At 67.2% G+C, this 12,516-nt stretch carries 11 protein-coding genes; 6 read left to right on the forward strand and 5 right to left on the reverse strand.

The features are described from left to right. The first annotated feature begins 11 nt into the window (after positions 1-11). From C1706_RS01310 to C1706_RS01325, 4 genes are all read left to right on the forward strand, one after another. Positions 12-503 (forward strand): bifunctional nuclease family protein, encoded by a 492-nt coding sequence (locus C1706_RS01310; protein WP_164987375.1) that lies wholly within the window; start codon positions 12-14, stop codon positions 501-503. A 115-nt stretch (positions 504-618) separates the two neighbouring features. Continuing rightward, on the forward strand, positions 619-1,200 hold the full coding sequence (locus tag C1706_RS01315) for a MerR family transcriptional regulator (RefSeq protein WP_129457397.1): 582 nt from the start codon (positions 619-621) through the stop codon (positions 1,198-1,200). A gap of 98 nt (positions 1,201-1,298) precedes the next feature. After that, positions 1,299-4,142, forward strand: coding sequence for an aminomethyl-transferring glycine dehydrogenase (gcvP, locus tag C1706_RS01320; protein ID WP_129457398.1), 2,844 nt, complete (start codon positions 1,299-1,301; stop codon positions 4,140-4,142). A gap of 44 nt (positions 4,143-4,186) precedes the next feature. Further along, complete coding sequence (locus C1706_RS01325) at positions 4,187-5,308, forward strand: YhjD/YihY/BrkB family envelope integrity protein (protein WP_129457399.1); 1,122 nt, start codon at positions 4,187-4,189, stop codon at positions 5,306-5,308. 70 nt (positions 5,309-5,378) lie between these two features. Here the strand turns inward: C1706_RS01325 and C1706_RS01330 are convergent, their stop codons facing one another. After that, positions 5,379-6,605 (reverse strand): pyrophosphate--fructose-6-phosphate 1-phosphotransferase, encoded by a 1,227-nt coding sequence (locus C1706_RS01330; RefSeq protein ID WP_129457400.1) that lies wholly within the window; start codon positions 6,603-6,605, stop codon positions 5,379-5,381. A gap of 176 nt (positions 6,606-6,781) precedes the next feature. Between C1706_RS01330 and C1706_RS01335 the strand changes: the two genes are divergently transcribed. Beyond that, positions 6,782-7,177 carry a pilus assembly protein TadE gene (locus C1706_RS01335; RefSeq protein WP_129457401.1) on the forward strand — a complete coding sequence of 132 codons (396 nt, stop codon included), beginning with the start codon at positions 6,782-6,784 and terminating at the stop codon, positions 7,175-7,177. 4 nt (positions 7,178-7,181) lie between these two features. On the opposite strand, the gene C1706_RS01340 is transcribed toward C1706_RS01335, so the two are convergent. After that, positions 7,182-8,303 (reverse strand): MalY/PatB family protein, encoded by a 1,122-nt coding sequence (locus C1706_RS01340; RefSeq protein WP_129457402.1) that lies wholly within the window; start codon positions 8,301-8,303, stop codon positions 7,182-7,184. Positions 8,304-8,376: 73 nt separating this feature from the next. On the opposite strand from C1706_RS01340, the gene C1706_RS01345 reads away from it, so the two are divergent. Beyond that, positions 8,377-9,000, forward strand: coding sequence for an L-threonylcarbamoyladenylate synthase (locus C1706_RS01345; RefSeq protein ID WP_129457403.1), 624 nt, complete (start codon positions 8,377-8,379; stop codon positions 8,998-9,000). Positions 9,001-9,044: 44 nt separating this feature from the next. Here the strand turns inward: C1706_RS01345 and C1706_RS01350 are convergent, their stop codons facing one another. From C1706_RS01350 to C1706_RS01360, 3 genes are all read right to left on the reverse strand, one after another. Further along, on the reverse strand, positions 9,045-10,553 hold the full coding sequence (locus tag C1706_RS01350; protein ID WP_129457404.1) for an Hsp70 family protein: 1,509 nt from the start codon (positions 10,551-10,553) through the stop codon (positions 9,045-9,047). Between the two features lie 119 nt (positions 10,554-10,672). Continuing rightward, positions 10,673-11,662: a PAC2 family protein gene (locus tag C1706_RS01355; protein WP_164987376.1), complete on the reverse strand. Its 990-nt coding sequence runs from the start codon at positions 11,660-11,662 to the stop codon at positions 10,673-10,675. Positions 11,663-11,756: 94 nt separating this feature from the next. Next, positions 11,757-12,509: a DoxX family protein gene (locus tag C1706_RS01360; protein WP_129457406.1), complete on the reverse strand. Its 753-nt coding sequence runs from the start codon at positions 12,507-12,509 to the stop codon at positions 11,757-11,759. Between the last annotated feature and the right edge of the window lie 7 nt (positions 12,510-12,516).

Raw genomic sequence — 12,516 nt, forward strand, 5'->3', positions numbered from 1 at the left:
CGATGATTCCGATGATCTTCAGTGAGGTCCGCGTCACCAGCGTGGCCGACACTCCTGTGCTTCTCCTGCGTGAAGCTCAGGGCGAACGCTACGTGCCGATCTGGATCAGCGCCGCCGGCGCCAATGCCATCTTGTCGGCGTTGGAAGACCCGCCCGACGAGCATCCCAGCAGCCACGATCTCATCGTGCACCTCGTCGCCGCCTTGGATGGCGTGGTGGAAGAGGTGTCCATCACCGATGTGTGTGAGGGCATCTTTACCGCCCACATGCGCGTGGGGCAGACCACGGTGCCGTGCCGTGTGTCCGATGGCATCGCCGTGGCCTTGCGTTGCGCGGCGACCATCCTCGTCGCTGAATCGGTCCTGGATCGGGTCGGGGCATTCCTGTGTCCCGGTGAACCTGCCTCGGAGTCGGATGATCAGATGGAGCAGTTCCGCGCCTTCCTCGACACGCTGCGACCCGAAGACTTCGATCCAGACGGCGGCGAACCGGAGGAACCCTGAGGCGACCCTTCAGAGTTCCGCACCCCCACGGGGGCCCGCGGCGTGTCGGGAGAAGGCTGGTGCCGTGCCGACCGCTACCGTCATACTGGTTGTTGGACGCGAACCTGCAGGAGGCATGGTGGAAGCATCGAAGGTCGAGGTGCCCAGCACGGCTGGGCTGCAGGACGTCTTGTTCGAAGGCGACTTCGCACCGCTTCCTGAGGACATCGGTTTTCGAGGCCCGATCGCCTGCAACGCGGCAGGAATCACCTACCGCCAACTCGACTATTGGGCACGCACCGGCCTGGTCGTGCCCAGCATCAAGGGCGCCGACGGGTCGGGTTCGCACCGCCTGTACGGCTTCCGCGACATGCTCCTGCTGAAGGTCGTCAAGCGCCTGTTGGATGTTGGCATCTCCTTGCAGCAGATCCGCGCGGCGATTCTCCACCTGCGCGAGCGTGGCGTCCGTGATCTGACGGCGGTGACGCTGATGAGCGACGGGGTTTCGGTCTATGAGGCCGTCTCCGACGAGGAGATCATCGATCTGGTTCACGGTGGCCAAGGAGTGTTCGCGATCGCGTTGGGCCGCGTGTGGCACGACCTGGAGGGCAACCTGGCAACGCTGCCTACCGAACGCGCCGCCCAGGCCGAGGAGCCTGCCGCACCCTCGGGCCTCGATGAACTCGCCGCGCGGCGCGCCGCTCGCAACGTCGGCTGACCCTCTTTGCCGCGCCGTTGGGCGCGATAGGTTAGGGCTCACAGACCTCTCCGCCCGGGTGACAGGCGCCCGGCCTCGGCGAGGTGAGGGATGGAGCCATGGAACCGTTCGAGACTCGTCACGTTGGTCCCGATGCCGCTGCCCGCTCGACGATGCTGCAACGGCTCGGTTTCTCCGATCTTGATGCCCTGACCGCTGCGGCCCTCCCCGCCGAGATCGCGATGGAAGGCCCCCTGGACCTCCCCGCGGCACGCTCAGAAGCCGAGGTCCAAGCCGACCTGATGCGGATGGCCCAAACCAATCAGCCGGGGCGCGCCATGATCGGTTTGGGGTATTACGGAACCCTCACGCCCGCAGTGATCCGCCGCAACATTCTGGAGAATCCGGCCTGGTACACCGCTTACACCCCTTACCAGCCAGAGATCAGCCAGGGGCGGCTGGAGATGCTGCTCACCTTCCAAACGATGATCGCTGACCTGACCGGGCTGCCCGCCGCGGGAGCCTCGCTGTTGGACGAGGGGACTGCCGTCGCAGAGGCCGTCGGTGTTGCCCGCCGCCGCCAGCGTTCCGGCTCGGTGGTCGTCGTCGATGCGGGGATCCTTCCGCAATCGCTGGCGGTCCTGCGGACGCGAGCCCTGGCTTTGGGCGTCGAGATCGTTGCCAGCGCCGATCCCGTGCAAGCAGTGACCGAGCACGATGCGTTTGCCGTCGTCGTGCAGACACCCGCCACGGATGGGACCATCCGTTCCGTTGAGGAACTCTCTGCCCTGGCGACCCGTGCACACGATCAGGGGGCGCTGGTGATCGCCGCAGCCGATCTCCTCGCGCTCACCGTCATGCCCGCGCCCGCCACCTGGGGTGCTGACATCGTCGTCGGCTCGACGCAACGCTTCGGCGTCCCCCTGTTCTACGGGGGGCCGCACGCGGCCTACATCGCCGTCGGGCCAGGGATGGAACGCCAACTGCCCGGCCGTCTCGTCGGTCTGTCTCAGGACCGTCATGGGACGCCCGCGCTCCGCCTTGCCCTCCAAACCCGGGAGCAGCACATCCGCCGTGAGAAGGCGACCTCCAACATCTGCACGGCGCAGGTTCTCCTGGCCATCGTCGCCGCCGCGTATGCGATTTACCACGGGCCGGGTGGCCTGCGCGGCATCGCCCACGACATCGCCACGGCGACGCGACGCCTGGCGGCAGCCCTGCACGCTGCTGGCTACACCCTCGCCTCGGAGACCTTCTTCGACACCGTGACTGTCTCGACGCCCGATGGCGCCGCCCAGATCGTCGAACGTGCTCGTGAGAACGGCGTCCACCTGCGGTTCGTGGACCCCGACCACGTCGGCATCAGTGTGGGGGAGGACACCTCCGAAACCGACCTCGCCACGGTCGCCACCGCGTTCGGCGCCACCCTCACCCACGACGAGTACGGCGCCTGGGGCCAGCCGGAACGGCCACAGGATTACTTGAGCCACCCGGTGTTCCACCGGTACCACTCCGAGACCGAGATGATGCGCTACCTCCGCGCACTCGCCGCACGGGACTTCGCGCTGGACCAGGGCATGATCCCGTTGGGATCATGCACGATGAAGCTCAACCCGGCGGCCGCCCTGGAGACGATCAGCTACCCGGGCTTCGCGAACCTGCATCCGTTCGTTCCCATCCACGACGCGCAGGGGTACGCCGCCCTGATCACCGGCCTGGAGGCGCAACTCGCGGCCATCACCGGATACGACGCCGTGAGCCTGCAACCCAACGCGGGGAGCCAAGGCGAGTTTGCGGGCCTGATGGCCGTACGGTCCTACCACCACGCCCAGGGGCACCCCGAACGTGTGGTCTGCCTCATTCCCGCATCCGCGCATGGCACAAATGCGGCCTCGGCAGCCATGGCAGGCATGGAGGTCGCCGTGGTCAAGACCGCCGACGACGGTGCCATCGACTTCGACGACTTGAGCGCCCAGGTCAGCAGATACGCCGATCGGCTCGCCGTCATCATGATCACGTACCCCTCCACCCACGGCGTGTACGAATCACGCGTGCGGGAGTTGTGCGCGCTCGTCCATGATGCGGGCGGTCAGGTTTACGTGGACGGAGCGAACCTCAACGCGTTGATGGGCTTGGCGCAGCCGGGCCGATTCGGCGCCGACGTGAGCCATCTGAATCTGCACAAGACCTTCGCCATTCCGCACGGCGGCGGCGGTCCCGGCGTCGGTCCGGTCGCCGTGCGCGAGCACCTGGCTCCCTACCTGCCCAACCATCCACTGGTGGCCGACGCCGGTCCGGTCACCTCCTATGGCCCGGTTTCCGCGGCTCCCTACGGGTCGGCAGGCATCCTGTCCATCTCTTACGCGTTCATCGCCTTGATGGGCCCGGAACTGCGCCACGCCTCGCAAGGTGCGGTGTTGGCCGCCAACTACGTGGCGTCGCGGCTGCGCGAGCGCTACCCGATCCTGTACGCCGGAGAGAACGGGCTCGTGGCGCACGAGTGCCTCGTGGACCTTCGTCCGCTCACCAAGCGCACGGGCGTCAGCGTCGACGATGTCGCCAAACGCCTCATCGACTACGGATTCCACGCACCAACCATGAGCTTCCCCGTCGCGGGCACCCTCATGGTGGAGCCGACCGAGTCGGAGTCACTGGCGGAACTGGACCGGTTCTGCGAGGCCATGCTGTCCATCGCCGACGAGGCCGAGCGCGTGGCGGCAGGGGAGTGGCCCACCGACGACAACCCGCTGCACAACGCACCCCACACGCTCGCCGAAGTCACCGGCGACGCGTGGGATCACCCCTACCCGCGCAGCCTCGCTGCGCACCCGGCGGGGCTTGCGCTGGGAGCCGTGTCGACCGGGGCGCGTGACCGCTACTGGCCGGCCGTGGGGCGGATCGATGGGGTGTTCGGCGACCGGAACCTGGTGTGCTCCTGCCCTCCTTTGGAGGACTACCGCTGAGGGTCTCCAGCCGAGGAGCGGTCCTTATCCTCTAGGGTGAGGCCATGAAGGAACGCCTGGACCGCCTCCTCGCCAGGGAATGGGTCGCTCACCTCGTCCGGACCGCTCAGCGCTTCGGGCAACGTTTAGGCTCTCAGTTCGCTGCGGCCATCACCTACTTCTCGGTGCTGTCCATCGTCCCGGTCCTGATGGTGGCCTTTGCGGCCACTGGCGTCATGCTCACCGTCATCGCCCCCGACGCACTGGTCCAGATCAAGGACGCGATCACGTCGGCGGTCGGTGGACAGGGCGACCTCAGCAAACAGTTGACCGAGATCGTCGAGCGAGCGTTCGGCAGTTGGCGTGAAGTCGGCGTGCTGGGTTTGCTGGTCGCCGCCTGGACCGGCGCAGGGTGGGTGGACAATCTGCGTCAGGCAGTGCGTGCACAAATGAGGCCGGAGTTCGACGTGTCGAAGCCCGCCGCCAACATTGTGGTAGCCACGGCCCGCAATCTGGCGATCCTGCTGGGTCTGTTCGTGCTGGTGGGACTGACGATGGCGATGAGCACGGTCGCCACGACCCTGCGCGGACTCGTGGGCGCGTACCTCCATCTCAACGGGGTCGCGTGGGACGTCACCTTGTCCGTTGCCCCCGTCGTCGCGACGCTGCTCAGCGGTTTCGTCTTGTTCTGGTTCATTTTCCGGGTGTTCCCCGAGGCGCACGTCCCCCGCCGCGTGCTGCTACGCGGGGCCATCATCGGCGCGCTAGGGATCACCGTCTTGCTGTGGGCCGCGGGCCTGCTGGCCAGTGCGTTCGCGAACAATGTGGCCGCAGCCGTCTTCGGTGGCACCTTGATCGTGATGCTCTACTTCAACTTGTTTGCGACCCTGATTCTCATCGTGGCGGCATGGATTTCTACGGACGCGACGATGAGGCCCGAACCGACGCCGATCGAGATCGCGGAGCGTTCTGCGCAGGGCCCGACCGACTACGCGACCAAAGAGCTGGCGGCCATCATGCGGGCACGCGAAGAGCGCGAGTCCGCCGCAATGGTGCCGCGCACGACAGCGGTCACGGCCGCCCGAGTGAGCGGCGGCGCAGGGGCAGCCCTGGGGGCGGCCCTGGCTGGCCTGGTCGCTGCCGTCGCCGCCGTCATCTCCGGTTTGCTGGACCGGCGCCGCCGATGAGGCTGCGCCTGATGCAGCAGTGAGGCCCTAGCGCTCCGCAACCGGAACGCTAGGGCCTCACTGGTGGTGGCTAGTGTTCTGCGGGAGCCGCCGCGACCGGGGCGTCCTGACCGATCGCCTTCACCAGGTCCACGTACCAGGCCTGGGTGATGTCGAAAGGCTTACCGCCCTTGATGCGGGAGAACTCGATGGACCGCAGTTCGCCGCCCCGCTCCTCGTCTTGCCCGATCAGACCGGGTTCGCCCCGCAACGCCGCATCGACGGCGAAGTCCGCCATAGTGTCGATCAGGTCCAGGTCGAACTCGTCCGAGGCCGCCGAGCGAGCGAAGTAGCCCGACTTTTGGACCAGCGTCTTGTCGGCACCCAGCTTCTGAGCGAACTGCTGACCGAACCAAGCCCCCGGGTTGACCTTGTCCAAGCGAATGTGACCGAACGCGTCCCGGGCGACTTCCTCGCCCGCTGCCTCGAGTTCGGCGACGATGCTCTCCACGCCGGCGCCCTCAGAGATGAACAGGTTGACACAACCCACCTCGTCCATGACCTTGCTGAGGCGTGCTGCCTCGGCGGCGATGTCGATGACCGCTTCGGGGACGTACACGCCGTGGATGTCCCACGCGCGCTTGTCCAAACCGATAGCCGGAACCCAGGTCTGCGCCTCAAGCCATTCGCGGTACTTGCGGGCCGTCGCTGCGGTCAGCCAGCCACAGTTGCGGCCCATGATCTCGTGGACGATCAGCATCCGGCCGCTAGCGTTGTGCTCGGCGAGCACGTTGCGGGCGAAGTCGGCGCCCTCCTGGGCGGCAGTGTCGGCACCCAAGCTCTGCTGAATCGGGATGATGTCGTTGTCGATCGTCTTGGGCAGCCCCACGACGGTGAGCTCATAGTCGTGCTCATGCAAGTAGTGGGCCAGGTCAGCGGCCGTGGTGTTGGTGTCGTCACCACCGATGGTGTGCAGGATCGTCACGCCATCCGCGACGAGGCGGTCGGCCGCGAACTTCAAGGGATCGACGCCGTCGGGAACCAGGCCACGCTTGACCAGATCGGCCGTGTTGGTGAGCTTGACGCGACTGTTCCCGATGGGGGAACCGCCGAAGCGACGCAGGACATCAGCGTTCGCGCGAACCTCATCGGTCACCGTCAGCGCGTCACGGGTCAACAAGCCCTGGTAGCCGTTGCGGTAGGCGATGATCTCGACGTGGGGGGTCAGTTTGGTGTAGCGGCTGATCAGCGCGCCAATCGCCGTGGACAGGCAGGGTGCGAAGCCACCGGCAGTGAGCAGTGCGACCTTCTGGGTCATCGGATACCTCTCGGGTGAGACAACAGGCGTGAGCGCGCCCAGCGCGCCGTGATACCCAGCCTATTGCCGTCGGCGCCTGCGCGCTCGCCCGCCTCACAACGGGGGTGTGGAGAACGTCCAGCGGTGGGGGAGTTCCTGGCACGATAAGACACGCAATCCACCCCCAAGGAGTTCCCATGTCCCCACACCAGCGTGACCAACGCGGCCAGTCATTGTCGGCCCTCATTGCCGTGATCCTGGTGGCCTTCTTCCTCATGACCGGCCTGGTGGTCGACGGCGGGAGGCAAGTGGCCTGCGCACGCGAGGCGGAGGCGGGCGCGGCGCAAGCTGCCCGGGCGGCCGTCGACGCCGGGGCCGTCGCTCGTGCAGCGGGGCGTCCCCTCGACGTGGGGGCCGTGCAGGCTGCCGGGCAGCAGTCGCTGTCGGAACGGGGCCTCCAGGGAAGGGTACAGATCGACGGCGGCGACGTACGCGTCAGCGCCACACGGCGAGTGCCCACGGTATTCTTGTCCGCGATCGGGATCGCGCACGTCTCGGGGAGCGGCTCAGCCTCTGCCGCCCTGCGCCATTAGCCGATCACACGGAAGCGGCCATGCGGGCCAGTGCCTGATCGATCAGATCGGGATTCGTCGCCAGATTGATCCTCACATATTGGCCAAACATCGCACCGAACGTCGCACCATCGTTGAGCGCCACCAAGGCGTGGTCAAGGAAGTGGCGCGACGGGTTCTCCAAGCCCAAGGCCGAGCAATCCAGCCACGCCAGATAGGTACCCGGCTCGCGTTGCCAGCGAACCTCGGGGAGGCGAGCCGCCAACAAGCGCTCCAGCAGGTCCTTGTTCGCCGCCACCTCGACCATCACCTGATCGACCCACTCCTGGGCGTGCACGAGCGCGGCCGTGTGCGCGATCGTCGCCATGTGCCCGGTCGACTGATTCGACAACGGGGGCAGCTGGTTGACGCTGTCCGCGTCCCGCCCCGCGATGTAGAGCCCCCCCTTGAAGGCCGGCAAGTTCCAGCCCTTGCCCGCAGAGAAGGCGACGACCGCGTTCTGAGCGCGCGGCAAGCTGAGGATCGGGGTGAACCGAACCCCCGGATCAACCAGCACAGCGTGGATTTCGTCGACGATGAGCAGCACGTCGTAGGCGGTGCACAACGCCGCCACTTCGCTGAGTTCCTCGGCAGTATGCACGGTGCCCGTCGGGTTGTGCGGTGAGCACAACAGATACGCCGCAGGCTTGTTCTCGCCAGCGAACGCTGCTGCGAGACCCGCCAAATCCAGGCGGCCCGCTTCCGTCATCGGCACCTGGGTGATCTTGCGTCCATACCCCTGGATGACCTGCCAAAACGGCGGGTAGACGGGAGGGTTGATGACGACACGATCACCGGGGACGGTATTGCCCAGCAGGAGGCCCAAGATCGCATTCATGACGTCGCCGGAGCGGCGCATCTGACCCGGAGCTGGACGCCATCCCCAGCGTTGTTCGGCCATGTCCGCGTAGGCGTCCGCGTACGCCGAACCGTGGGGGTAGCCGGTGTCACCGATCGCCATGGCAGCCGCGACCGCGTCGACGACACGCTGAGGCGTGAGAACGTCCATCTCCGCAACGAACAGGGGCAACACGTCGTCGGGATAGGTGCGCCACTTCATGGACGTGCGGGCACGCAGTTCGGTCTCAGACAGGCTCAACAACGACATGGCTGCATTGTTCCACGCAGGGGTGAGCCGCTTGGGTCATCCCACGGAGTCGGCGCGGGCTTAGGCTGGCCTCATGGCTCGCTACTACGACGTGCATCCCGCCAACCCGCAGCCCCGGTCGGTGGCCGCAGTCGCCGCCCTGATCCGAGAGGGCGGGCTCGTGGTCTACCCGACCGACTCGGGCTTCGCGCTGGGGTGTTCGCTGGGCAACGCGGACGGCCTGGACCGGATCCGTGCCATCCGCAACCTCGACCGGCACCACCACTTCACCCTCGTTTGTTCCGAGTTCGGCCAACTGGGGCGCTACGTCGAGATGGGCAACGATGTGTTCCGAGCGATCAAGGCCAACACGCCAGGGCCGTACACGTTCATCCTGCGTGGCACCCGCGAAACACCGAAGGTGATGATGCAGGACAAGAAGCGCACCGTCGGTGTGCGGATCCCCGACCACGTGACCGCACGGGCCCTGTTGGACACGCTCGGTGAGCCGCTCATGTCGAGCACGCTCCTGCTGCCGGGACGCGACGACGCTCCCACCGACGGTTGGAGCATCGCGGAGGAACTCGAACACCAGGTAGACGCCGTCCTGGATTCCGGTGATGTGGGAATAGGGCCCACCACCGTCGTCGACTTCACCGCCGAGGAGGACCTCGTCGTGCGTCGCGGCGCGGGGGATCCCGCACCGTTCGAAGGCTAGACCGCCGCGCAGTAGCCCGCTGAGGGGCACGGCCGTTCCCGACGTCACTCCCCGGCGCCGAGCCGCCGCACCACGGTGAAGCCCGTATCCAGATCGGTAATCCGGGCCTCGATCGCACCACTACGGTCGACCCGGTACTCCTCGCTGATCAACGGGCCGTCCCCGGTCCTCACGACGGACACATCGCTCAGATCGCGCCCATCGCGCAGGCTCGCGTCGAAGGGGAAATACAGGGGCGCCAGCGGCAGCACGTCGCCAGTGGGCTCACCCGCTCCACCCAGCCGTGAATGCTCCACAAACCGGAACACCCCCACATTGTGGGCGGCTCGATAGCGGCGCGTGACCGAGACGTCCACGTCCACGCTGGTGCGCAGGTCGCGCCCGATCAACGGATCGAAGGCGAGCGTCGCCCCGCCATCACGATCCCGGAAGACGCCGAAGCCGCGCGAGAGACGATCGGTCAAGGTGAACCCAGAATCCGGATCCGCCGCGATGGCCAACCCGATAGCGGTGGATGCGGCAGCGTGGGGGGAGCGACGCACGCGGCGCCCGAACCGCTCCCGCAACTCTCGTGCCACGAGCGGCAGTTCGCTGGCCCCGCCCACCAGATACAGGCTCGCCACCTGGGAGGCTTCCAGGCCCGTTGCGTCGGCGCTCCCCAGCAGGGGCACCAACGCGTCGACCGTTTCACGCACGAGCGGGGCGGCTGCCTCGTAGAAGGCGTCGACCCCCACGCTGACATCCTTGCCCGCGACGCGCAGCGGGATCCTGCGCGATTGCGGGCTCAGCGTTTCCTTCCCGGCGCGCGCGTCCTCGAGGAGGGCCGCCTCCTGGTCGGGCGTGAGGACCGGATCCCCAGCAACGGACATGGCGCACCGCGCCAGGGCCGCGTCGAAGTCGTCACCACCGAGTCGGTTGATCCCCACCGATGCCTCGACCTCGTGCACGAGGTCAGTCACCTGTACCAAGGACGCGTCGAAGGTTCCCCCGCCCAGGTCATACACGACCACCCTGCTGCGGCGAGCATTGAGCGTGCGAGCCTGGCGATGGGTGTACTCGAACGCTGCCGCCGACGGTTCATTCACCAAGCCCGCCACCGAAAACCCGGCGGCCGCGAAGGCGTCCAAGGTGAGCAGCCGCTGAGCGGTGTGTGCGTGCGCAGGGACCGCCACCATGGCTTCCAGTGGCTCCTCGTCACTGAGGACGTCGCTCATCGTTGAGGAGGTGACGAGGGCATCACGCAAGGCCGTCAGGAACCCGGCCACGAGCGCGGAGAGGCGAACGTTGCGCCCACCAAGATCGACGCTTGCGTCGGGATGGAGGCTGCCTGCGGCGAGGGCTCGCTTGAACGAACGCACCAGCGGCGCCCCGTCACGGGCGGCCTCCAGCGCAGCAAACCCGTACACGATGTGGTCACCAACCCGCGCCGCCACCGAGGGAAAGTAGTCCACACTGTCGCCGTCGGGATCGTCGAAGCCGACAACCGGGTAGTTGCCCCGGTCGGCGACCGCGACGATCGTACGGGTGGTTCCGAAGTCGATGCCGAGCCTCATACCAGGCAGGGTAGTCGGGGCTGCGTCGCCGACCTCGGCACGTGCAAGGGCTGGAAGACCCTCTCCCGCGAACGCGGCCCGTGCTCACCGAGAGGGGAACACGGGCCGCGCCAGGGAAGTCAGGCCTGGTCGGGACCCGCGTCGGACTCCTCAGACCCCGGTGTCGCGTCAGGGTGAGGCACCGGATCAGGACCCTCGCCTGGCTGTTCGGCTGTTGCCTCGCCGTCGTCACCGAGCCCGGCGAGGAAGTCCTCGAACTGTGCGCCGATCTCTTCAGCGGAGGGAAGGGACGCCGTCTGCGCGCTACGCAGGTTGCGCTCGGCCATGAAGCGCTCGTAGTTGGCTTCCAGCGTGGACACCATTTCGGTCAGTTCCTCAGACGCCTGCACCTGCTGGTCGATCTGAGCGCGCACCGCAGCAGCCGCCACATCAAAGCCCTCCGTCGGCAAGGCCAGATGGGCCGTCTCGCGCAGAGCGGACAGCAAGCGTCCGGCGGCCTCGGGATAATCGGCGTCCGCAATGTAATGCGGCACGTGGGCCAGCAGCCCGGTGACCCGGTGATCCGACTCGCCCAGACGCATCGTCAAGAGCGCCGGGAACGAGGAGCGCAGGGTGAAGGTGCCGAGCATGGCGTCCTGCTCCGCGATCACACCGGGGTCGCTGGCGTACTGCGTCACCGCCACGGGCCGGGTGTGCGGCGTCGGGGCGGGGAACGACTGGGTCAAGATGGTGTTCTTGACGCCCAACTGTTCGATGACGTACGTCACGCTTGCTGCCACCCGCTCCCACTGGAAGGACGGCTCGGGACCGTTGAGCAAGAGAAAGTCGCGGCCGTCCTTGTCGGTCACCAGGTGCAGCGCAAGCTCAGGCTTGGCGTAGTCGACGAAATGATCGCGATCGAAAACGATCTCGGGTCGGCGTCCGGCGTAGTCGATGAGCTGGTCGGCATCAAAGCGGCCCAGGACGTGGTTGGGGAGATGGTCCAGCAGTTGCGCGTCCATCAGACGCTGGGCGTGGCCAGCGTCGAGGAAGCTCCCGATCGTCACGACCAACGTGTCGGCATGGATCCGACGTTGATCGACGTGGGGCTCCCACGTAAACAGGCTCACCGGGTCGAGCATGGGGCGTCTCCTGTCTCTCGCTCGTGTCTGTGATCACCACATCAACGCTACGAGCCGAGCATCCATTCCCCGTGGCGCCGGTTCAGCGGCTCCCCCGGGAGCGCTGGCGGCTCGCTCGTCGATCCGCCACCCGCTCACGTCGCGACGCGCCGAGCACGTGGTCCACCGAGACCCGCCCCGCGCCCGTCAGGACCAGGGGCAGCGCGACAGCGCCGTAGGCCAACGTGCCCTCCAAGGCGAGGGTGCCGGTGAACGGATCGAGGACGGGGACGCCCCCCAACAGGTGGGACGCGTACACCGCAGCGACCAGGGCAACCTGGACCGCGGCGGCGATGCGGGTGAACAATCCGGCCGCCAGCAACAGGGGCAGGATGACCCAGGCGACGCCCAACGCGACCGCGCTCAGATCCGGCACATGGCCGAACAGGGGAGCATCCCGCAGCGCCGCGATCGCGGGCCCCAGGTGTGTCAGCTGCTGAACGCCATGCAGCACCAAGGGCAGCGCGCACAGCCGCAACACCACCAGCCCCAGGTCGGTCAGGCGTCGGTTCTGCATCCGCGCCAAGGCCAGCGTGTAGGCCGCGTCATCGCGTACCTCACCCGGCTCGTCGCCGACTCCCGGCAGGAGGTCTGCCGCGTCGTCGTGAGGTTCACCGGATTGGTCCGCGCTCGTCCCCGTCGCGAGGGGAGCGTCATCGCTGTCGCGAAGAGGGGTCACGTCGAGGAGTTCGGTGCGTTCAGGAAGCGTGGGGATGCCGACAGTGGGCTCGTCACCCAGCACGATCGTGGGCTCGTTCTCCTCGGTACGCCGGGTCACCGGCTGCCATTGGCTCATTGTTCCT

Source organism: Propioniciclava flava, assembly GCF_004126535.1.
In the GTDB taxonomy this organism is placed as follows: domain Bacteria; phylum Actinomycetota; class Actinomycetes; order Propionibacteriales; family Propionibacteriaceae; genus Propioniciclava; species Propioniciclava flava.